A 22,138-nucleotide genomic window follows, 5' to 3' on the forward strand; every position below is an offset into this window, starting at 1 on the left:
CATTTGTTTGTTGTTCATTTTTTGAAGCAGACGCTCCACATCCTGTTAGAAACAACCCCGCTAACAAACATGTCATTAAAATTTTTCTCATGATCATTTTCCTTTCCATCATTATATAATTTTTTTGTCAATAAAGTAAGCATATGTTAATTGTCTATTCTCATATTGCTATATTATTTAAATATATTTATAAATGTTGTTGTACCAACTGCCACTTCTGAATTGTAATAAGCCACACCTTTTTTGCGGTCATAATAATACCTTAGAATTTTAACCCAATCATATCCGTTCTCCTTTGCTAATTTTTGTGCACCTGTTTGTGATAAAACACCTCCATTTTTTACAGCATAAGAATTATATGACTTACTATGAACATGAAAACCTGGGAAAACTCTATCCTTTGAATCCAACCAAATTACATTCCATACAGCATCTACAGCATCATTACAGATTGGAATATTTTCTTTCTTTGTATTGTAAACCTGATCTGCTTCTGTAGCCTTTACGTCGTATCCTTGACCTGCATATTTATGCTTTTTAACACGAACAATACCATAATTTTTTATTGCAACAGCACATGCTTTTAATGCTTCGAAATTCCATGAAGAATAACCAACCTCGCATCTTTCTACAACCTTAACGTATTTATTGAAATCAACCTTATGAATTTGATTATTATAATACACCCGTATTGTATCAGGATTTTTATTAACATTCGCTACTGGTGTATCATATGAAACAGTAGCAATTGCTGATGCTTCCTTAGAATCGTCTTCTTCAAAGTTCCAGCATCCCACTATTTTATTACTTGAATCAAACAAAAAATAACATACATTATCACCTGCCACAAAACAATCTTTTCCTGTATAAACTTTCATTTCAACAGTTACTTTATAAATACTAGTCACTCGACTTTCATATGTGTCTAATTCAAATTTTTTAGTATCACTTTCTCTACATATAGATTTCACCTTTGCTGATTTTATATCAAATATACCAACATGATTTTTCCGATTTTCCAAATTTTCATATATACAATTTGTTTCTTCATAATAACTTTGACAAAACAAATTATATAAACCAGAATAATCTTTTGTATTAATACAATTATAGTACTCTCTAATATATTGATCACAACTCTTAGCAAATGCAAACTTCACATTAATTAAATTAGACAACATTACACCCATAGCTAATAAAACAATAAATACTTTTTTCATTAACACCTTAATACTTATGCCTTTTAATTCAACCATTCTTACCATAAATTAACACCTTTTCCTTTCAATTTGAAATTTTTAACCCAATATTAATAATCAGTACTCTTTCTTCTTTTTCCTACTATCCTCCTCTTATCATTTGCATATTTCCCCCTCTCTTTTTGGTATTTACTTCATCCATCTAAACGTTAAAAACACATATTCTAATGAGTATTTTAACTTACTTTCTACTCATGAATCTCCATCAGCTCAGCAATTCCATCGCACAACATGGAACATTCATTGAATTTTTCTTCAAAATCTTCCAGATCCATAAAATCTACTCCGAAAACACGCTCTATTTCTGACAACATATCCATTACATTCAATGAATCAAAATTACAATCTTCGATCAGCTTAGTATCCTGTTCTATTGCAATCGTATCATCCCCTGTAATCTCCCATATTATCTGCTGAAGTTTTCTCCATATTTCCTTTTTATCCATAATGTAAACTGCTCCTCTTTATTTCTTTTGTATATTTTTCTCATAAATAACTCATCTGACCAGTGCAATAAAAATGAAACCTATTATAAATAGTTTATTGTACTATATCATTGATAAAAAATTTTAACTTTCCTGTTTGCAAATCAGGTAATATATAATCATAAAATTGAAAATAAAATTTGCTACCTGATAGACTGGTTTCTGCTGCATAATGACAAAAACAATCCTGAACAACTTCTTTTTCCATATTCGTTGCAAGATATACCGCAAATACTTTTTCCTCTTTTTGTTCTACCCGGTATTGATATATCCGTCCATCAAGACTCCATTCCATTGCCTGAAATATTCTTTTGAAAATATCTGCTGATACCCATTCATCATTGATTTTTACCAGATCGTTCTGTCTTGCGGCAAAAAGTTCTAATACCTTTCCTTTATAGGAACATTTACAGCCTTCTTTGCATATCTTCCCAATGTCACCGGTATTATACTTTACAAATGGCATGACTTTGTTATTTTTCCCGGTAACAATGATATTTCCATAATCAGAATCTTCCTTTATCATTCCCTGATTAATAATGTCCACATGTACATTTTGATCCATGATATGCAACTTACCATGGGGACATTGGTATGCGATCGTTCCTACTTCATTACATCCATACTGACTTGCTACAACCGCATTAAATGCGACACTAATAAAATTCTTTTGCTCTTTCGTAAACATCTCTCCTGATAATTCAATGTATTGAACAGATGTGATCGTTTCTAATCCTTCTTCCAGCATATATCTTGCCAATACCATTGCAACACTTGGCTGTAACAGTAACCATACCGGTTGAAATTCTTTCATCTTATCATATATAAATTGTAAATTTTCCGGCTCCAGAATCCCTTTTGAAAAACCTAATGAATTTTTAAAATATTCGTATGGTTCATCCCCTTTGCAATCTCGAAATGTATAAAAATAGCAAAGTCTTGCTGTTGAATCAATTCCATAAAACTTTTTTCTGTATAACCATAAAGATAATAATGCTCTGATCTGCTCTTTATGCGTCGTGTAGACTTCCATACATTCTCCGGTTGAACCGGATGTATAATCTGTTATAATGTCATCTCTGCCGAACTTAGCATAATACTCTGCCGAAACCGCCTGAATTCCGGCATGAACAAGTTCCTTCTTCGAAACAATTGGCAATTCATCCCATGTCCATTCATTTCCTTCTTCCATAATATCTTTCCATTTTTCTTTATAAAACTCCGTATTTTCATATGCATATGTTGCTATTTCTTCTTTTTCCATGCTTCTTCTCCCCTATTTTCTATCACCTTTTACAAAATAAAACGTTTTTATCCTACCAGCCAAAAGCTAATTTTCTAAGGTCTTTTGGCTGGCATTGTGTTTTATTGCAAAATAACCTCCTATATTCTGCGTCTTTTCACGACAAGAAACGTAGAATTATCAGTCATTCGCAGTATCATATCTTTCTTTTGCTTTTACCCACGGAGTCTCAGTATCATCCGCAGTATCTAGCGTACATAACAAACTAACAAAACAACTTGCTTTTCCCATTAATAGTTCTGAATTATCAACTATGTTTGCATTTTCCGATGTTTTTTTTATGATCATTTGTCTTTGTTTCTTTGTAAAATGATCATATGATTTAGGACTCAACAGCATATCTGCATCCAGACACTGCCTGTATAAACAGTATTCCACTTTTTCTTCTTTCTCGTTCTTATTCTGTGGCATTTCCGAATTGATATAATCTTGATAGCACACATTCCATACATCTTTTCGATGGATCAATGCCTCCATACCATTAAATGCCTTAAATTTACCATCTTCCCATGTCTGATATGGTTTTTCAAACTGATTATAAAATGCTATTGCTAATGGATGTCTTGCACAGGCATCTAACAACTGCTCTGTTGTCATAGCTTTGATCAACTCTTCCGGTATCTGCGTTTCTTTTCCTGTCTGTTCATCCCAAGACATCTTATCCCATTCTCCGGTCTTTTTCTTTTCGGATATTTTAAAATAAAACTCACCATTTTTATCAAACCAGTCCGGGTACTTTTGTACCAGTTCTTTGTGCTCCTTGGCAAATGTTCCCCATAAGCTTTCACTTCCCTGCACCTGTTGGTATATAAGCACACCTGCACCTACTCCAACTAATAAAACGGCTACACATATAGCCAGAATACATTTTTTGGCCTTTCGCATATAAGCTTCTCCTTTCTTGATCGTACTTTGTTGTTTTCCATATAATATCTTCTTTTTTCTTAGCTTCATATAACCCCTGTTTCTTTATTTCAACCTCTGCATATCACCCCCCGCTTTTATAAATATTATTTTATAGTTTTATAAATTAAAATCTCATTTTCACCATACACATTTTATAGATGTAATTCAACATTCTGGCAGAATTAACGATTTTTTGGCAGAAATAGCATCTTTTTTACTTTTATTTACATATTTTGTGGTTATATTCCGTATATTTTTGCTGTACTACATTATACTTTGCCTGTGAAACAGAAAGAATATTTCCTGTAGTCAGATTTACCCCATATCTTCTGATTGCTTTAACATACGTTGCATTTACCAGATAACTTTTATGTATCCGCCATATATCCGATACTGTAATCTGTTTTTCTAAACCATCCAATGTGATACGCAAAGAATATTTCTGTAGTGCATCATTCTCTAACACCCATATACCGACATAATGCAATTCACTCTCTGCATAGACAAAATTATCCTTGGTCAGGTTCACATCCCCTTCTCTACATATCAATTTCATCTTTTTGCACCTTCTCTTTTTATAACGTTATAATTCAAAAACCCGTCTCTTCTTGACAAAGTCTATATTCTTCCCTGTAAATATGACATTTTAAATCATTGTCTTAATATACCAACTCAAAACTTCTCCCCAAATCTTGAGTTGGAACCCATTTATTATTCTCATTCTTTCATTCTCTTGTTTTCATAGAAAACGCTGCATATTAATTCTTTTCTTTTTTCACTTTTGTATCCATCATACTTTTCAGTTTCTCTGGAACATCCGGTTCATATGCAAAACCTAAACATGCTGCATTAGCTTTCTTTTTTGCAATATATGAAATTGCTTTTAAAGCTACAGAAGTCTTTTTTTCTGATACCATACCAGTCTCCTCCTTTCTTTGTGTAATACCTTCAATATAATATATACATTGCAATTTTCAATCCCTTATGGCACGAACAGCAATCTAAACAACGCAAACAACATTTGAATATCCTTTTTAATACAAGTTTGTCTTAAAAAAGATAACTCAAGGCAAACATATATTTTCGGCATAAACAGCACTTTAAACAACACAAACAACAATCCGGCTTCTTGAAAATAGTCCTTTTCACTGCTAACATTAAGGTATAACTATCTACCAGAAAGGAAACATTATGTTACACGAGATTGCATCAAAAATCACAGAACAACTGGTCAAAAATAATACAGACGACCAAAATATGATTGATATTTACATATATGGAACAGAATGTATTTTAAATTCATCTATAACAATTTTTTTCATTATTATCGCTTCTTTTTTCATGCATCAGTTTCCACAAATCTTAATCTGGCTTGGCGCATTTGTATTGCTTAGAAATCATTTCGGTGGCTATCATGCTCCAAATCATTTTCTATGTATTACTATATCCTCTTTACTTGGGATTACCGCTATGCTTTTTCATCATTTTCCCATTTATTCGGATCCTCTGTTTGTTCTTATTTTATATATTATTTCCGTTTTATATACAGTATTTCTTGTTCCTGTAAACAACCCTAAAAAGCATCTGTCTGATCACCGCAAACATATCGAAAAATTGAAAAGTATCATAATACTTCTTATAGAATTTACCATTTGTTTTTTTCTTGCAACGTCCTGGACATCTTATATAACAATATCAACATTAGACACAATTCTGCTTTCCTTTATAAGTATTTTGTCAGATCATACTCACTCATTTTCTCAATCCACAAGGCACGAGTAGCATTCTAAACGTCCCAAACGACATACGACACTTCTTGCTTCTGTTATTTTGAAATGATACTATGGATTAGGATGAGATTTTTATACATGGAGGATTTGAAATGCTTTATCTGTTTTTACAGCTCTGGGAAATTATGATCAATGGGATAGAAGCTTTTTTATACTATCTGCTGGTCAAAAAGAAAATGAAAGCAAAAGAAATGCCATACCGCTCGCAGAAAATAACATTATTTTTATGCTGTCAGGTGGCATTATTATATGTGTTTAATCATTTTGGTGTCTCAACTTTAATAACGATCGGTTTTTTTGATATTGTGCGTTTTCTTTTTACAATTTATTTCTTTTATGCACCGTTATTTCCATGTTTGTTTTGGATCATTATCTACACGATACTTTGTATGCTTGCTGATATGATGACCATTTTGCTTCCTACTGTTTTAGCAAATGTAAATGTGAATACGATATTACTGGGCGGAGCTTTTCGTATACCGATCACTTTTACCTATATCAGTCTGCTGTCGCTCTTTATCTTTTTGATAATACTGCTGACGGATAAGCAATTATTTTTCACTCTGCGTCAAAAAATTGCTTTCTCTTTTCTGTCTTTGACAAGTATGATCGTTGCACAATATATTTTTGCAATCACTTTAAAAACAACGACAAAAACAGTTACCCGCGAAATAGCAAACAGCCTTGGAATCATCTGCTTCCTCTTTGTGATTCTTTTTGTATCGCTTTTAGTCTTTGTTTATCAGCTTGGTGTGGCAAAGCAAAAAAACATAACCTATCTGGAAGAGAAAGCACAGTTTGAATTAGAGCAGGCACAGTTTAATAACATTTTAGAAATGACACATGATCTGCGCACATTAAAGCACGATATGAATCTGTATCTTGATACGATTGAAATTCTCGCTTCTCAAAACAAAAACGATAAGCTGTTAGAATACATTGCCGATTACCGCAAACACATTGATAACATTCATCATTTTTTAAGCACCGGAAATACGGCTATTGATTGCATTGTTTCAACAAAGCTTTCTGCCGCTAAGCAAAAAGGGATTCAGGTTTCTTATTCTATCTTATTGCCTCAGAAAATCCCTCTTGATGATATCAGCCTGTGTTCTCTGATCGGAAATCTTTTTAATAATGCGATCGAAGCATGCGAAAAGATCTCCCCGGACAAAAAAGACCGGTGCTGGATCAATTTCACGATACAGCCTTATCAAAACATGTTTGGCATTTACATGGAAAATGGCAGTAACGGAGAGTATCTGTTTGACAAAAATGGTATGCTGCTCTCAACAAAATCCGATACAGCCAAAAAACGCCTGTCTCATGGAATCGGACTAAAAAGAATACAGGAACTTGCAGAACAGGCAGACGGCCTGATTGATATTAATCCGGGCAAGGAGGATTTTAAGCTGCATATTATGATTCCTTTGCTTGAGAAAGATCCTGACAAGGATCCTGACGGATCAACAAACTGATGATATGAAACAGGGGAGGTATTTATCATGATTTTTGAAATTGCTATCGTAGAAGATCAGGCAACTGCCAGTGAAACGCTGACCGATCACCTTGACACATGGGCAAAAGAACGCGGGCATCAGATTTCCTGCCACGTATATTCTTCCGGAGAGAAACTTTTTGCTACAGAAGACATAATAAAAAAAGCCGATATCTTTTTTCTCGATATCAGGCTTTCTTTGGAAGATGATCCTGCTATTATGAACGGTATTCAGATCGCACAGAATTTACGTAATAAAGGCTTTGACGGAGAGATCATTTTTCTGACTGCTTTTACGGAATATGTCTTTCAGGGGTATGAAGTCCGTGCGTTCCATTATCTTTTAAAACCGGTCTCTTTTGAACCTCTGATGCGCTGTATGGATGCACTGACAAAGGATCATTCCAATCAATGTTATATCTTTAATGACTATAAGACCACTTTGCAGATCCCATATAACGAGATCATCTGCTTTACGAGTCTTAAACACTCTGTAGATATTCTGACAACAAAAGACATATTCAAACAGAGATCTACTCTGAATACCATTGCCGGTTATCTCCCCGACTGCTTTATCCGCTGTCACCGTTCTAATATTGTAAATATGAAGCACATCTATAAGATTGAAGGCACTACCATCTCGCTTTCGAATCACCTGACGCTGCAGATCGGACGATCCTACTTAAATGATGTTCGAAAAGCCTTTATGGCATTTGCGGTACGAATGCGCTAATACTGCTATTTCTTTTCTGAACCGGCTTTTACACACTCTTATACTGTGCTTCATACAATTCATAATATTTTCCATGCTTTTGCAAAAGTTCTTCATGCGTTCCGGCTTCCGCGATACCGCCATCGCTGATATACATGATACAGTCTGCATTCTGTATGGTTGACAGACGATGTGCAATGATAAAAGAAGTTCTTCCTTTTAAAAGGTGGTTTAGGCCTTCCTGCAAAACGATCTCTGTCTCTGTATCAATGCTTGAGGTTGCTTCATCTAAGATCAGGATTGCCGGATCTGCTAAAAGTGCTCTTGCAAAAGAGATTAACTGTCTTTGTCCTACGGACAGACGGCTTCCTCTTTCATTCACCTGTGTCTGGTAACCGTCCTCCATTTGCATGATAAAATCATGTGCGCATACTGTCTTAGCAGCACGGATCACTTCTTCATCCGTTGCTGTCTTATTTCCATATCGGATATTATCCATGATCGTTCCACCAAAGATGAAACTGTCCTGCATCATAACACCCATCTGTTTACGCAGGGAACGAAGAGTCACTTTCGAAATGTCCACACCGTCGATCAGGATTCTTCCGCTATCCACATTGTAGAACCGGCTGATCAGATTGACGATCGTGCTTTTTCCCGCTCCGGTCGGACCTACGAATGCAATGGTTTTGCCCGGCTCAACGCTGAAATTAACATCCTTTAAGATTTCTACTCCTTTTTCATAACTGAATGTCACATGTTCAAATTCGAGTTTACCCTGAATGGCAGGCATTTCGATTGCATCTTTGGCATCCTTTACTTCTACCGGCTCATCAATGGTTTCAAAAATCCTTTCTAAATAGGAAACTGCTGTGACCACGCTGTTATAAAAGCTTGCGATCGTATTGATCGGTGCCCAGAAACGGCTGATATACGCTGTAAATGCGATCAGCACACCAATACTGACACCTGATACATTGCCATCTATTATATAATGAACACCCAGCACGTAGACAAAGGCTGTTGTGATCGTTGAGATCAGGTCGACCATTGGCCCCATTGCGAAGCCATAATACGATGCATGCATCCAGGAATCTCTATAGTTCTGACTCAGATCATTAAAGATCTCTGTATTTTTATCTTCCCGGACAAATGCCTGTGTCACACGAATACCATTGATACTTTCCGAGATATATGCGTTCAGATTCGATTGTTTGTTGCTCTGTATCTGCCATGCCCGACGCTGTCCTCTTTTGATCAGCACAATGAACAGAAACAAAAACGGCAGTCCGCACAGACAGATCAATGTTAATCGGACATTCATATAAAACATAAAGCCAATAATAAAAAGTAAGTTAAACAGATCGGTGATCGTTTGTAAAATACCATTGGATAAAATATCACTCAGGTTATTTACATAATTGACTACACGCACCTGAATCTTTCCATGTGGCCGCTCATCATAATAACTAAACGGAAGTTCTTGCAGCTTTTCAAAGATATCTTCTCTTAATTGATGTATCACATCCTGTCCTACATGCATGGTCAGTGTGATCTTTAAGCGAATGCAAACAACAAGATAGATACAGATCACTGCTGTCAAAAGCACGATTCCTACAATCCCTGTTATATTTTTATCCGGAATATATACATCCATTTCAAGCTGTAAAAACTTTGGCAGAAATGTTGATAAAAATGCAGATGACAGCATCAAAAATAAAGCAAGAAGCATCTTTGTCTTATGTGGTGCCACATATTTTGCCAGCCGCTTTACCTGATTGATATCAAACTTTTCTTCTAAGACTTCATCCATATCATAACGGTTTCTAGCCATTTATCTATACCATCCTTTCCTATACAGACTCCTTTCAGAGACTGTATATCTCTTTTTCATTTCCTGCTTACTCTCTGACCGCATCGGCTGCTTCCGGGAACTGGTGTTTATATACGGTAGCGTAATAACCATTCTTCTTAAGAAGCTCTTTATGCGTACCATGCTCAATGATCTTTCCCTGATCCAGTACCAGAATCTGATCCGCATTCATGATCGAAGAAATACGGTATGCAATAATAAAGATCGTGCAGGCATGGTCGATGTTCTCAAGCTGCTTCTGGATATAACTTTCTGTCTCCATATCCACTGCGGAGGTGGTATCATCCAATACCAGAATTGCCGGTTCTTTCAGTAATGCTCTTGCCAGTGAAATACGCTGCTTTTGTCCTCCTGACAGTCCGACACCTCTTTCACCTACGATCGTATCATATCCTTCCGGAAGATTCTGAATAAAATGATTGGCATCCGCCATACGGGCAACTTCTTTGACTTTTTCAAAGCTGATATCCGGCTTGCCATAAGCAATATTTCCTTCGATCGTATCAGAGAAAAGGAAAACATCCTGCATCGCCATACCGATGTTGTCGCGCAGATCATGCATATCATAATCTTTTACATTGACACCATCGACTAAGACTTCTCCCTCTGTTGCATCAAAGAAACGGCACATCAGATTGACTATTGTTGATTTGCCTGCTCCTGTTGTCCCAATAATGCCGACCGTTTCACCTTTTTTTACATCAAAGTTGATGTTTTGAAGAATATCTTCATCATCGGCACGGTATGATACATTTTTGAAGGTCACATTTCCTTCTAATTTTTTATGCTTCACAGGCTTTTTCGGACGTTTGATATCCGGTTCCGCACTGTAAGTATCATAGATTTTTTCTACAGATGTAGTAAATCTCTGCACATCATTGATCCACCATCCTGCCATACGCAGAGGAACTGTCAGCATCCAGAGATATCCGTTTACTGCGACAAGATCACCGAGTGTCATCTGCCCTTTTACTACCATGATACCGCCAACAAGCATTAAGATGATCGTTAAAACATAGGATAAAAACTCAAATACCGGCACATATCTTCTCCAGATCTTTGCAGCTCCTAATTCTGCTTCTCTGTATATGTCATTTTGCACATTGAATTTTTCCTTTTCATAATCTTCTTTTGCAAATGCTTTCACCACGCGGTTTCCGCTGATATTTTCCTGTACAAATGTGTTCAGACCGGAAAATGCATCACGGCATTTCTTAAATGCAGGATGTACACTTTTTGCCTGCAAATATGTTGTAAGTGCTGCCAGCGGCAATACGATCACCATGCAAAGTGCCATCGGAACATTGATTGTAAAAATCATGACCAATGCCAGCACAAAATATAATATGTTTTCATAAATCGTATAAATGACATATGCCACAAAATGACGGATTGCATCCATATCACCGGTCTGTCGTCCCATCAGATCTCCGGTCCTATTCTTATTATAGAAAGCAAAATCTTCCATCAAAAGCTTGCGGTAAACCTTATCACGCATCGCATAAAGAACTCCCTGTGAGCTGGTTTCAAAAAGCACCTGTGAACTAAACCGGCATACCCCCTTTACGACTACAAGCCCGACAAGGATCCCGACAAGCGGAATCAGATATTCTGTCTTTCCTCCTTTGATCACGGTATCTACTATAATCTTGGAGATATAGGGACTCGCCAGTGCCGCTGCTGCTAAGATCGTAACTAAAACCATACCAAAGAACATACGCAGGCGGTATTTTTTCAAGAAAGCATAAAACCATTTCATCGCTGTCATCATCTTCTCTCCTCTCGCTTTTTCCTATCGTATATGCATATGCCATTTACCAAACAACATCCAAATCTTATACCCGATCTCACAACACAATGTATGTCTTATGTAATGTCTGTGTCTGGCAGTTTTATTTTGTTTTTGTCTTTTCAGGCACTGTTTCGTCTGTCAAGAATATCTAAGATTTTTTGCTTTTTTGCTCTTATTATGGGCGCTCTCATCTGATATAGGGGCAAGGCCGGTCTGATGTACATTGCTGTTTGGGAATCTCAAAGACCGTCGCCACTTGCACTGCAAAAAAGTATTTGCTTTTTGCAGTGCTACGTGTGCGCTACGTGGCTTTGCGAAGCGGAAGCGTGTCCCAAACAACAATGCTACTCAGACTGAGTCGCCCCTATAGTTATGACCCGCGCCCAATAAGCAAAAAAGCTTAAAAATCAGATATTCTAAACAGCCGTCGTGTCTCTGAAAAGACAAAACTCAAAATAAAACTGCAACACTTAGATATCATATGGGACATACATTGTGTTGTGAGAATTTGCCGTTCTTGTGATGTTGTTTCGTAAATGGCTGTTCTTTTTATCTTTTGCAAGTATACATATTAATTCCAAGAGATAATATAATAGTATGATACAAAAATAGAACAAATCTATTTTCTTTTCTCTTTTGCTTGATTCTTTTTTCTTGACTTCTTTTTTCCCTTTTGGCAATATAGACTTATATCACACAGAAAAAGCAGTCTGTTTTACGTTTGATGATAACAAAATAGTATTAATTTTTGACAAAATAATTTTATTACATTTCTATTTTTTATCAATTATCAATCAAGGAGAGAAAGTATGAGGAATCTATTTGAATATACGGACGGGTTGAACCACCCGATGGAAGCTTTTTTTCATATCACTAATGATCATAATTTTCCAATCCTTCCGCATTGGCACTATTTCATTGAGATCATTTATCTGACCAAAGGACATATCGAAGCAACTTGTGATCAGGCAGTTTATGTGCTGCATCCCGGAGATATGATCATTTTCTGCCCGCAAAAGATCCATTCCGTGGATGTCCTGAGTGATCCTGCTCTTCCGTCCGGCTATTATAAAGAAAAATCGACTGATGAATGCCGGCTCTATGATCAGGCTTCAAAAGCTCTGACAAATCCGAAGCATAATGCGATCTATCCGATCCTGTGTGACCAGACGATCGCACAAACACCACAAACGGATATTCATTATGAGGTCCTAAAGTTTGACCTTAACTTTTTGCAGACCGGTAATCAGTTCAAAACCAGTTTTTCGAGAACACTTCTCTACGCATTTGAACAGGATCCGGCTAATATTTTCTTTTGTAAAGACCGAATGACCGGTTTTGATGCCGGTGATCTGATAGCTTCTTGTATTCATGAAATGCGTAAACACCAATATGGTTACGATGTCATGGCAAGTTCTTATACTACTGCCCTGTTGACTAATATCATGCGGCTCTGGAAAAAGAACGGGATCGACTGGAACCATCACAAGACACAAAACGCTTCGGGAAGTCAGGCTTTTGACGAGATCACGCAATATATTGACAGCCATTATAATGAACCCCTGCAGGTTCAAGATCTTGCAAACCGCTGCAATATGAGTTATTCCTATTTTGCTAAACTGTTTCGCCAGACATATAACCAGTCCTGCAAAGAATACATTGAATTTATCCGGATCAGTAAAGTAATGGATCTGTTATATTTTACCGATTATGATCTGACTTATATCAGTCAGGAAACCGGATTTGCAGATTGCAGCCATCTGATCCGCACATTTCGAAAAAGAAAGGGGATCACTCCGAAACAATGGAGGAAACAGAACACACAAGCATCAAAGTACATTAATTTGTAAAGATCAGTGGAGCAAAATCCTATTAAGGAAATAGTCCTTCGGAAGCATTCGGAACTTTTGACACCATGATGTTATCATGCAATTTGCTAAAAACAACCGCTAGCTTTTCAGCAAAAATGTCAATATTTTTTTCTAATGAAACTGTGTATATTAAAAGAACAACTTGCAAAGAAACTATGTGATCTTTATCTGTAATTACGATCCGTTTGGAAAAGGAAGATGTTTTTACCGTTTTGAAAATGTCTGCGTTGACGATCCATCCCTGAAACTGAAGGACGATTCCGTTAAGATCATGATCAATCCTTACGGAAATGACACGAAGCAATTCGGAAAAGGATTTGCCGCATTGATGGATTTTCTAAAAAACGGTCAGATATCCGATACCTATACAGAATCGCTGAAGGATGAGATCACAGAGGTCAAAGTGAGTGAAGAGTGGAGGCGAAGATATATGAAACTACTGATAAGAGATCAGGAAAACATTGAACTTGGCAAAGAAGTTGGAAAAGAACTGGGTGAATTATCAACCTGCGTCCGACAGGTAAAAACTAATATGGAACAATTTTCTGCCAGCCAACTGGCTTCCCTGCTCGGATTTGACCAATTGACCATTGAAGAAATATCAGAAAGCATAAAGGCTCATCCTGACTGGAGCAATGAAAAGATTGCAACAGAACTGTTGGAAGAACGTAATAAACATAATAATACGGATGAATCGTGAATGTTGCTCCCATACATCGATCCGCTCTTTTATATTATGCTTGCTGCTTCAAGCACATAAATCCGCTCTTTTATATCATAAACGTTGCTTCAGGCACATAAACCCGCTCTTTTGAAATTTTCGTTTTCCTAAAGCGTATTATTCTATGAAATATTCTTTGGAAGTGTAAGAAATATACCTTACACTAAAAAGCAACTCCTTCTATATTTTTATCTAATTTTTCAAAATCAATACACTTCAAAACACAGTTATTACTTTTTAAATCCAACAAAATAACCTCAGGAAGAATCTTAATTTTATACTAAAATCCGGTTGAAACGCAGCTGCTTGCTGTATATAATAAAAGCAGAAACACACCATTTTTTGTGTAAAAATCTGTTTTGCTTTTATTTATTGGAGCGGTATTCCTTTCGTTTGATTGAAAAGAGCAATCGATTATCGCTGACAGAGCATCACGCCTAAATCATGTTTCTCGAATATATAAAAGTAAGATTTTTCTGCCAACACAAGAAATGGAGAAACATATGACAAGAAAGTACAAAAGACTCGAAGAACTGGAAATATGGGATGATTTTATGTTTGGAGCTGTGATGAGCAACAAAGAACTTTGCAAACATCTGCTTGAGATCATTCTCCAAAAGAAAATCAAGGACATCCGATATACAGAACTTCAAAAAACAATTGATCTGCAATACGATGCAAAAAGCATTCGGCTGGATGTATATGTAGAGGATGATCTGGACTCTGTCTATAATATCGAGATCCAGACAACCGATGAAAAAAATCTTCCTAAAAGATCGCGGTTTTATCAGGGAATGATCGATCTGAACATTCTAAACAAAGGGGAATCCTATAACAAGCTAAAGAAAAGCTATGTGATCTTTATCTGTAATTACGATCCGTTTAGAAAAGGAAGATGTTTTTACCGTTTTGAAAATGTCTGCGTTGACGATCCATCCCTGAAACTGAAGGACGATTCCGTTAAGATCATGATCAATCCTTACGGAAATGACACAAAGCAATTCGGAAAAGGATTTGCCGCATTGATGGATTTTCTAAAAAACGGTCAGATATCCGATACCTATACAGAATCGCTGAAGGACGAGATCACAGAGGTCAAAGTGAGTGAAGAGTGGAGGCGAAGATATATGAAACTACTGATAAGAGATCAAGAAAACATTGAACTTGGCAAGGAGATTGGTGAAAAACTTGGCAAAGAAGTTGGAAAAGAACTGGGTGAATTATCAACCTGCGTCCGACAGGTAAGAACTAATATGGAACAATTTTCTGCCAGCCAACTGGCTTCCCTGCTCGGATTTGACCAATTGACCATTGAAGAAATATTAGAAAGCATAAAGGCTCATCCTGACTGGAGCAATGAAAAGATTGCAACAGAACTGTTGGAAGAACGTAATAAGCATAATACGGATGAATCGTGAATGCTGTTTCAAACATATAAATCTACTCTTTGATATTATGAATGCTGCTTCGAGCACATAAATCTACTCTTTTATATCGTGAATGCTGTTTCAAATATATAAATCTGCTCTTTGATATCATACATGCTGCTTCAAACACATAATTTGCTCTTACAATTTTCTCTTTTTATTTCATAGAACTATTTATCCGTTCATTCGCTAAAGAAAAGCAAATCCCTATGAACTTTATTTTGAATTCATTTCATAAACAAATCTTAAAGTCACACAGTAAGTCTATGATTTTAGGACAAGATGTGGTATATTTACTTTTATGTGTATGAATAAATCATACCTTGATTTTACAGTTGAAAACGCTATCATGGTATTCATTGAAGTAAAATGTCATTGTATATCAAAAATCCTTCTCGAAATTTTTCATTCAAAAGATTCCGAGAGTACACCACTATACGAGCAGTTTTCTATTCCACAAAAAGAAAGGTGGCTTTTTGATGAGTCTTTGGTATAACTTTTGGGGACATTTACGAACGATCCTGCATCATAAGAATCTGGTTCGTCATTATTGTTTTCGTGCCGGACTTTATAAGCAGGGAATCATGCATGACTGGTCAAAATATTCTCCGGTCGAATTTATCAATAGTGTCCGCAATTTCCAAGGCGGCAAAAAAAGCCCAAACTTTGGTGAAAAAGCAACGAAGGGATATTCTTCTTCCTGGCTTCATCACAAAGGACGTAATCGTCACCATTTTGAATACTGGATCGACTTCACTTTAAATCCCGATGAGGGCTTGCAAGGAATGCCAATGCCGACCAGATATGTGTTGGAAATGTTTTGCGACCGCATCGCAGCAAGCAAAAACTACAATCGTAAGAATTATGACGATTCTTTTCCTCTTGCTTATTATGAAAAGAACAAATCCCATTATATCCTGCACAAGGATACAAAAGAACTTTTGGAACGTCTTTTGCATATGCTTGCCGATGAAGGCGAAGACAAGACATTTGCTTATATCCGCAAAAATATAGATTGGAAACATTCTCCAAAATGGTAATCGTGCAATCACCTTAGATAAAATATTTTAAATTATCAACAGACCAGAAAATAAAAAAGTGCAAAGCCAGCGCTTTGCACTCCAAGAATTGCTAAAGCAATTCTTGTTGGTGTACCACCACTGTACGAGCAGTTTCCTATTCCATAAAAAAGTGCAAAGCCAGCGCTTTGCACTCCAAGAATTGCTAAAGCAATTCTTGTTGGTGTACCACCACTGTACGAGCAGTTTCCTATTCCATAAAAAAGTGCAAAGCCAGCGCTTTGCACTCCAAGAATTGCTAAAGCAATTCTTGTTGGTGTACCACCACTGTACGAGCAGTTTCCTATTCCATAAAAAAGTGCAAAGCCGGCGCTTTGCACTCCAAGAATTGCTAAAGCAATTCTTGCTGGTGTACCGCTACCATACGAGCAGTTTCCTATTCCATGAAGCAGATGTATCAGAAAAGCCGGTACATCCATTTTTGAAGCTTTAATAAAACAGATACAGAGAGGATACATTTTATGTTATTGAATTTTTTAAAAAAGAACAAACATGCTCTTTTTGCATTATATATCCCGGTTTACATGCATTTTTTTACATGGCTGGAAGCAAGAAATGATGTATCTTTTCAACCGATCCATTGTTTTATTGATGATATCATTCCCTTTAATGAACTTTTTGTAATTCCGTATGTTTTGTGGTTCTTATATGTGTTAGTTGTCATTGTATATCTTTATTTTCAAAAAGATCACTTAGAAGACTATTATCATTGTGTGATCACTTTGATCACAGGAATGACAACCTGCCTGTTGATCTATTACTTTTTTCCAAATGAACAAAATCTTCGCCCGGAAGCTTTTGCACATCCAAATATCCTGACAGATATTGTACAATTTATTTATGATAGTGATACGCATACAAATGTCTTTCCAAGCATTCATGTCTTTAACGCTGTAGCGATCCATGTAGCCTTGGTCACAAGTCCACGGATTAAAAAGATCAAATGGCTGCGACCGGCTTCATTGCTGCTTTGCTCTTTGATCTGTCTGTCTACAATGTTCTTAAAGCAACATTCTTTCTTAGACGTGATCGCAGCTTTGCTTTTGTATCTGCTGTATGCAACCTTGATCTATAAAGTAATCCCGCAGTGGAAAAAGGAATGAATGCAAGTAGTTTGTTCTCTTATGGCATACTTTCTTTTTTCAGTTTTATGCAAATGGTTCGCACTCTTTTTGCAACCACTCTTTTTCTTCTTCATTCAGATATGGGCTGATCTTTTCGTATACCTCCCGGTGATATGCATTCAAGCGTGCAATCTCTTTTTGGTTCATTTGTGATATGTCAATCGCTGCACGGTCAAAAGGAACATACGTCAATGGCTCGAATCCCATAAACTGACCAAATTCATTTTTTTCTTTCTTTACACAAAGGATCAGATTTTCCAGACGGATTCCAAACTTTCCTTCCAGATAGATTCCCGGTTCATCCGATGTGATCATACCTGCTTCCAGTACCGGATTTTTGCCGGGGCCTGAAAGGATTCTATAGCGGAATGCATTATTACCTTCATGTACATTTAAAAGATAACCAACACCATGTCCGGTGCCATGATTGTAATCACAACCCATTTCCCACAAAGGCTCGCGCGCTGCATAATCCAGAGCCACACCGGAACAGCCATATAAGAACGTCGCATTGCAAAGATTTAGGTTACCTCGAAGAACGGCTGTATAATATTTCTGCTGTTCTTTCGTCGGCTTACCAAGCAGAATCGTTCTTGTAATATCTGTCGTTCCTTCCATATACTGACCACCGGTATCAAGCAAAAGAAAATTCTGCTCTTTTAAAACCGCATTGGTTTCTTTCGTTGCAGAATAATGTACGATCGCACCATGTGCTCCGTAGCCTGCGATCGGATCAAAGCTTGGTCCAAGGTAATGCTTTCCTCCCATTCGAAATGCCTCAAGCTTTTGTGCCGCTGAAATCTCAGTAATCGTTTCTTTTCCGATATTTTTCTTTAGCCAGTAAATAAAACGGGTAACAGCAACTCCATCTTTGATATGTGCATCTTTTTCATTAGCAATCTCTGTCTCATTTTTAATGGACTTCCAATACGTAACCGGACTTGCCATATCCACAATTCTTGTGTTTTTCGGGAAGTTTTCCACAATTTCATGGTTTATTGTGCGTTTATCTGCGAATATCTTGTCTCCTTGTGGAAAACTCTTCGCATAATCATAAACCGCATCATACTCACGCAAAATAATACCATCTGCTTCTAATTGCTGCTTTTGCTCCTGATCGAAAATGTTATTTCCCGCAAAAAGAAAACATTGTTCTTTTTCAACGACCAAATATGATAAAACAACCGGATTACATGGAATATCATTTCCTCTGATATTTAAAAGCCACGCAATGTCATCAAGCGAATTCAGGATAAAATGTGATCCGTTCCATTTCTCCATAAATTTGCGTACTTTTTGCAATTTACTCTGACGGCTTTCGCCTGCATAATCTTCTGATAATATCCATGCTTTTTGATGGAGCAGTTCCGGTCTGTCTTTCCAGACAAGATTTGCAATATCTGGTGAAGTGACCAATCCTGCACTCTTGCGGCTAAGCATTCTTACTATGCCTTCTGCCCATGCCTGTGACACCAGTCGTCCGTCACATCCCAGTTTTCCGCCTTCCGGCATTTTTTCATAAATGAAATCATTAAGCTTTATCACACCTTCCTGACCGGAACGATATAATGTGATGCCACTGCCTTCTAACTGCTTTTTAGCCTGTAAAAAGTATCTGCCATCTGTCCACAGTCCTGCTTCCTGCTGTGTGATCACTAATTCACCTGCAGATCCATCAAAGCCGGATAAAAACTCTCTGACTTTAAAATAATCACTGATATATTCCGATCCATGAAAATCATTTGTCGGTACATAATACAGATCCATTTGTTCCTTTTCCATCTGCTTTCTGAACTCTGCTAAACGTCCGCGAATATCCATTCCTGTCATCTCCTATACTATTTGCCATTCTTTTCATTTTTATCTTAATAAGGATCTTTTCTTCTTTGTTACCATTCCTATAGTGTTCTGATCACATCAGCTTCTCAGGCTTTTCTCATAGCTGATAAAATATCACTTAACCGGGCAAATTCCTCTAACGATAAACGTTCTCCGCGAATCGTCGGTGCCAGTCCCATCTGCTCTAATGCTTCTTTTGCCTGCTCTTTCGTAACAGGCAGACTCGCATCATTTCCAAGACCATTTTGCAATGTCTTTCTGCGCTGGTTAAATGATGCGCGAATAACACGAAACATAAATTTTTCATCCTGCACCTGTATCGGATTCTGCTTATGACAGGTCAGTCGGATCACAGCACTTCCTACATTTGGCCTTGGCATAAAGCAGTTTGGCGGTACATTCGCAACAATCTCTGCCTTTGCATAATATTGTACTGCTAACGAAAGTGCACCGTAATCCTTTGATCCGGGATCTGACTGCATACGGTCAGCCACCTCTTTTTGCACCATAACGGTAATGCTTTCTAAAGGTACATGGCTTTCAAACAGCCCCATAATGATCGGTGTAGTAATATAATATGGCAGATTTGCGACAACTTTAATCGGTTTACCATCATTATATTCCTGTGCTGTTTTTGCAATGTCTAACTTCAAAATGTCCTGATTGACCACCGTAACATTATCATATGCCGACAATGTATCCTGTAAGATCGGGATTAAATTATCATCAATCTCTACCGCCATGACCTGACGTGCATTTTCACAAAGATACTGCGTCATTGTTCCGATTCCCGGTCCGATCTCCAGCACAAAATCGTCTTTTGTAATTCCTGCCGACTCAATGATCTTTTCAAGTACATGTGTATCGATCAGAAAATTCTGACCAAACTTTTTTTGAAAACGAAAATTATATTTCTGTAATATTTCAATCGTATTTTGCGGAATTCCTAATGTTGCCATCTGCCACATCCTTTCTGTCTTTTGCAGACCTGTTATCTTATCCTATCAGCTTTCTTCTGTGTTACATTTTACTATCTTACTCGAAGACGTTTTGCTTTTCATAACTTTACTGTGCTTTGCCTATCGCGTTATCACCTCTGTTAAGCAGCAATTGCTTTATCTATGAATTTACTGTTCCTATTCTCCAAAGCTGCTTTTCTTCATTCTTCTTATAACGTTATCCAGCGGTTGCTTTTTCTATATTCTTCTTATAGCGTTCTCACTTCTGTTACCCAGCAGCTACTTTTTCTATCATGCTATGACTCCTATTCTCCCTGTCTAAATGCGATACATCTCTTTTGCATTTTTCGTTGTCACGTCAATAACTTCTTTAGCCGTCATTCCTTTTAACTGCGCAATCTCCTGTGCGACATACTTTAAATAATGGGAAGCATTTCTCTTTCCCCTGTTTGGCTCCGGTGTCAGATACGGTGCATCCGTTTCAAGAACAATACGCTCGATCGGGGTACATTTTACGACCTCTTTTAATTTCTTACCGTTCTTAAAAGTAACGACACCGCCAATTCCAAGATAAAATCCCATATCCAGATAAACCTGTGCCATTTCTTTTCCATAAGAAAAACAATGGATCACACCGCCTATCTGCTCGCCATGCTCTTCCTTTATGATATCTAGCGTATCCTGTGCTGCATCCCTGCTGTGGATCACAACCGGAAGTCCTGTCTTTCTGGCAACCTCAAGCTGCTTACGAAACCATATCTTTTGTATATCACGCTTCGGATCTTCATAGTAATAATCTAACCCAATCTCTCCGATTGCTACAACTTTCTCTCTTTTTGCAAGTTCGCAAAGCCAGTCCATATCCTGATTGGTCAGTTCTTCCACCCCTTCGGGATGCACACCGACAGCCGCATAAATAAAGTCATATTGTTCACTCAAAGCAACTGCTTTTTTGGTAGATGCGATCGTTGCACCAACATCTGTAACCAGACCGACACCATCCTGCCGTATCAACTTCAATATATCCTCTCTATCTTCCTCATAAGCCTCATCATCATAATGTGCATGCGTATCAAAAATCACGTCTTCTTCCTCCATTTCTTTTTGCATCTTCCAACAAACACAGCTTTTTCCTTCTGCATGGCACTATGCTCACAAGGCCTCATACCGTGCCAGCCTGCTATCCTTTATGCCATATTTTGATAACTTTCTGCTTTTTATATGTCAGCCTGTTATCTCTATGCCATATTTTGATAAGATCTGTTTTTTATTGTGTCAGCCTATGATCTCCATGTCATATTTTGATAGAGTTCTGTTTTTTATTGTGTCAGCTAGTAAGACATCAAGCTATATTTTGATATTTTTCTAATTTTCAGGTACTGTATCACCCTGTAAGGATATCTATGAATTTTTGCTTTTTTGCCCTATTGTGGGGCGCTCTCATCTGATATAGGGGCAAGGCCAGTCCTGATGTACATTGCTGTTAGGGCTCTCTAAGCC

Annotated in this window: 20 protein-coding genes; 8 read left to right on the forward strand and 12 right to left on the reverse strand. The window is 37.2% G+C overall.

The window, feature by feature from the left end; translation table 11 throughout:
- Positions 1-173: 173 nt before the first annotated feature.
- The 6 genes from H8700_RS07480 to H8700_RS07505 form a co-directional block, all read right to left on the reverse strand.
- Positions 174-1,265, reverse strand: coding sequence for a SpoIID/LytB domain-containing protein (locus H8700_RS07480; RefSeq protein ID WP_249304835.1), 1,092 nt, complete (start codon positions 1,263-1,265; stop codon positions 174-176).
- A gap of 182 nt (positions 1,266-1,447) precedes the next feature.
- The gene (locus H8700_RS07485; protein ID WP_249304837.1) at positions 1,448-1,705 is read right to left on the reverse strand and encodes an acyl carrier protein; all 258 of its coding nucleotides are present in this window, start codon (positions 1,703-1,705) and stop codon (positions 1,448-1,450) included.
- 94 nt (positions 1,706-1,799) lie between these two features.
- On the reverse strand, positions 1,800-3,008 hold the full coding sequence (locus H8700_RS07490) for a phenylacetate--CoA ligase family protein (RefSeq protein ID WP_249304839.1): 1,209 nt from the start codon (positions 3,006-3,008) through the stop codon (positions 1,800-1,802).
- A gap of 159 nt (positions 3,009-3,167) precedes the next feature.
- On the reverse strand, positions 3,168-4,001 hold the full coding sequence (locus tag H8700_RS07495; RefSeq protein ID WP_249304841.1) for a hypothetical protein: 834 nt from the start codon (positions 3,999-4,001) through the stop codon (positions 3,168-3,170).
- A 172-nt stretch (positions 4,002-4,173) separates the two neighbouring features.
- Positions 4,174-4,509 (reverse strand): LytTR family DNA-binding domain-containing protein, encoded by a 336-nt coding sequence (locus H8700_RS07500; RefSeq protein ID WP_249304843.1) that lies wholly within the window; start codon positions 4,507-4,509, stop codon positions 4,174-4,176.
- Positions 4,510-4,711: 202 nt separating this feature from the next.
- Complete coding sequence (locus H8700_RS07505; RefSeq protein WP_022141459.1) at positions 4,712-4,870, reverse strand: cyclic lactone autoinducer peptide; 159 nt, start codon at positions 4,868-4,870, stop codon at positions 4,712-4,714.
- A 274-nt stretch (positions 4,871-5,144) separates the two neighbouring features.
- Between H8700_RS07505 and H8700_RS12580 the strand changes: the two genes are divergently transcribed.
- The 3 genes from H8700_RS12580 to H8700_RS07515 all read left to right on the forward strand — a co-directional run bounded on the left by H8700_RS12580 (position 5,145) and on the right by H8700_RS07515 (position 7,974).
- Positions 5,145-5,735 carry an accessory gene regulator ArgB-like protein gene (locus tag H8700_RS12580; RefSeq protein WP_408610851.1) on the forward strand — a complete coding sequence of 197 codons (591 nt, stop codon included), beginning with the start codon at positions 5,145-5,147 and terminating at the stop codon, positions 5,733-5,735.
- Between the two features lie 100 nt (positions 5,736-5,835).
- A complete protein-coding gene (locus tag H8700_RS07510) occupies positions 5,836-7,221 on the forward strand; it encodes a sensor histidine kinase (protein WP_249304845.1) in 1,386 nt (461 codons plus the stop codon).
- A 27-nt stretch (positions 7,222-7,248) separates the two neighbouring features.
- Positions 7,249-7,974 (forward strand): LytR/AlgR family response regulator transcription factor, encoded by a 726-nt coding sequence (locus tag H8700_RS07515; RefSeq protein WP_249304847.1) that lies wholly within the window; start codon positions 7,249-7,251, stop codon positions 7,972-7,974.
- 28 nt (positions 7,975-8,002) lie between these two features.
- Here H8700_RS07515 and H8700_RS07520 read toward each other — a convergent pair whose 3' ends face one another.
- Both H8700_RS07520 and H8700_RS07525 read right to left on the reverse strand, forming a co-directional pair.
- Positions 8,003-9,787, reverse strand: a complete 1,785-nt coding sequence (locus H8700_RS07520; RefSeq protein ID WP_249304850.1) for an ABC transporter ATP-binding protein — start codon at positions 9,785-9,787, stop codon at positions 8,003-8,005.
- Positions 9,788-9,854: 67 nt separating this feature from the next.
- Positions 9,855-11,597 carry an ABC transporter ATP-binding protein gene (locus H8700_RS07525; RefSeq protein ID WP_330606336.1) on the reverse strand — a complete coding sequence of 581 codons (1,743 nt, stop codon included), beginning with the start codon at positions 11,595-11,597 and terminating at the stop codon, positions 9,855-9,857.
- A gap of 830 nt (positions 11,598-12,427) precedes the next feature.
- Here H8700_RS07525 and H8700_RS07530 point away from each other — a divergent pair.
- From H8700_RS07530 to H8700_RS07545, 4 genes are all read left to right on the forward strand, one after another.
- Positions 12,428-13,468, forward strand: a complete 1,041-nt coding sequence (locus H8700_RS07530) for a helix-turn-helix domain-containing protein (protein WP_249304852.1) — start codon at positions 12,428-12,430, stop codon at positions 13,466-13,468.
- 163 nt (positions 13,469-13,631) lie between these two features.
- Positions 13,632-14,189, forward strand: a complete 558-nt coding sequence (locus tag H8700_RS07535) for a hypothetical protein (protein ID WP_249304854.1) — start codon at positions 13,632-13,634, stop codon at positions 14,187-14,189.
- 524 nt (positions 14,190-14,713) lie between these two features.
- Positions 14,714-15,628 (forward strand): Rpn family recombination-promoting nuclease/putative transposase, encoded by a 915-nt coding sequence (locus H8700_RS07540; protein WP_249304856.1) that lies wholly within the window; start codon positions 14,714-14,716, stop codon positions 15,626-15,628.
- Between the two features lie 488 nt (positions 15,629-16,116).
- Positions 16,117-16,677, forward strand: a complete 561-nt coding sequence (locus H8700_RS07545; protein WP_022140609.1) for a DUF5662 family protein — start codon at positions 16,117-16,119, stop codon at positions 16,675-16,677.
- Between the two features lie 35 nt (positions 16,678-16,712).
- Here H8700_RS07545 and H8700_RS07550 read toward each other — a convergent pair whose 3' ends face one another.
- Positions 16,713-17,135, reverse strand: a complete 423-nt coding sequence (locus H8700_RS07550; RefSeq protein ID WP_249304859.1) for a hypothetical protein — start codon at positions 17,133-17,135, stop codon at positions 16,713-16,715.
- Between the two features lie 42 nt (positions 17,136-17,177).
- On the opposite strand from H8700_RS07550, the gene H8700_RS07555 reads away from it, so the two are divergent.
- The gene (locus H8700_RS07555; RefSeq protein WP_249304860.1) at positions 17,178-17,819 is read left to right on the forward strand and encodes a phosphatase PAP2 family protein; all 642 of its coding nucleotides are present in this window, start codon (positions 17,178-17,180) and stop codon (positions 17,817-17,819) included.
- Positions 17,820-17,864: 45 nt separating this feature from the next.
- Here the strand turns inward: H8700_RS07555 and H8700_RS07560 are convergent, their stop codons facing one another.
- The 3 genes from H8700_RS07560 to H8700_RS07570 all read right to left on the reverse strand — a co-directional run bounded on the left by H8700_RS07560 (position 17,865) and on the right by H8700_RS07570 (position 21,721).
- Positions 17,865-19,661 carry an aminopeptidase P family protein gene (locus H8700_RS07560; RefSeq protein WP_249304861.1) on the reverse strand — a complete coding sequence of 599 codons (1,797 nt, stop codon included), beginning with the start codon at positions 19,659-19,661 and terminating at the stop codon, positions 17,865-17,867.
- 104 nt (positions 19,662-19,765) lie between these two features.
- A complete protein-coding gene (rsmA, locus tag H8700_RS07565; RefSeq protein ID WP_249304862.1) occupies positions 19,766-20,638 on the reverse strand; it encodes a 16S rRNA (adenine(1518)-N(6)/adenine(1519)-N(6))-dimethyltransferase RsmA in 873 nt (290 codons plus the stop codon).
- A gap of 318 nt (positions 20,639-20,956) precedes the next feature.
- Entirely contained in the window at positions 20,957-21,721 is a 765-nt protein-coding gene (locus H8700_RS07570) for a TatD family hydrolase (protein ID WP_249304863.1), read from the reverse strand.
- Between the last annotated feature and the right edge of the window lie 417 nt (positions 21,722-22,138).

The sequence above is a fragment of the Jutongia hominis genome, from assembly GCF_014384965.1.
Classification (GTDB): domain Bacteria; phylum Bacillota; class Clostridia; order Lachnospirales; family Lachnospiraceae; genus Butyribacter; species Butyribacter hominis.

Bases quoted from the DNA above. Each gene is read 5' to 3' on its own strand.
- H8700_RS07495 (WP_249304841.1), bottom strand. From the start codon at position 4,001: ATGAAGCTAAGAAAAAAGAAGATATTATATGGAAAACAACAAAGTACG.
- H8700_RS07545 (WP_022140609.1), top strand. From the start codon at position 16,117: ATGAGTCTTTGGTATAACTTTTGGGGACATTTACGAACGATCCTGCAT.
- H8700_RS07560 (WP_249304861.1), bottom strand. From the start codon at position 19,661: ATGGATATTCGCGGACGTTTAGCAGAGTTCAGAAAGCAGATGGAAAAG.
- H8700_RS07540 (WP_249304856.1), top strand. From the start codon at position 14,714: ATGACAAGAAAGTACAAAAGACTCGAAGAACTGGAAATATGGGATGAT.
- H8700_RS07500 (WP_249304843.1), bottom strand. From the start codon at position 4,509: ATGAAATTGATATGTAGAGAAGGGGATGTGAACCTGACCAAGGATAAT.
- H8700_RS07490 (WP_249304839.1), bottom strand. From the start codon at position 3,008: ATGGAAAAAGAAGAAATAGCAACATATGCATATGAAAATACGGAGTTT.
- H8700_RS07520 (WP_249304850.1), bottom strand. From the start codon at position 9,787: ATGGCTAGAAACCGTTATGATATGGATGAAGTCTTAGAAGAAAAGTTT.
- H8700_RS07530 (WP_249304852.1), top strand. From the start codon at position 12,428: ATGAGGAATCTATTTGAATATACGGACGGGTTGAACCACCCGATGGAA.
- H8700_RS07525 (WP_330606336.1), bottom strand. From the start codon at position 11,597: ATGATGACAGCGATGAAATGGTTTTATGCTTTCTTGAAAAAATACCGC.
- H8700_RS07505 (WP_022141459.1), bottom strand. From the start codon at position 4,870: ATGGTATCAGAAAAAAAGACTTCTGTAGCTTTAAAAGCAATTTCATAT.
- H8700_RS07480 (WP_249304835.1), bottom strand. From the start codon at position 1,265: ATGGTAAGAATGGTTGAATTAAAAGGCATAAGTATTAAGGTGTTAATG.
- H8700_RS07485 (WP_249304837.1), bottom strand. From the start codon at position 1,705: ATGGATAAAAAGGAAATATGGAGAAAACTTCAGCAGATAATATGGGAG.
- H8700_RS07550 (WP_249304859.1), bottom strand. From the start codon at position 17,135: ATGGATGTACCGGCTTTTCTGATACATCTGCTTCATGGAATAGGAAAC.
- rsmA (WP_249304862.1), bottom strand. From the start codon at position 20,638: ATGGCAACATTAGGAATTCCGCAAAATACGATTGAAATATTACAGAAA.
- H8700_RS07555 (WP_249304860.1), top strand. From the start codon at position 17,178: ATGTTATTGAATTTTTTAAAAAAGAACAAACATGCTCTTTTTGCATTA.
- H8700_RS07515 (WP_249304847.1), top strand. From the start codon at position 7,249: ATGATTTTTGAAATTGCTATCGTAGAAGATCAGGCAACTGCCAGTGAA.
- H8700_RS12580 (WP_408610851.1), top strand. From the start codon at position 5,145: ATGTTACACGAGATTGCATCAAAAATCACAGAACAACTGGTCAAAAAT.
- H8700_RS07510 (WP_249304845.1), top strand. From the start codon at position 5,836: ATGCTTTATCTGTTTTTACAGCTCTGGGAAATTATGATCAATGGGATA.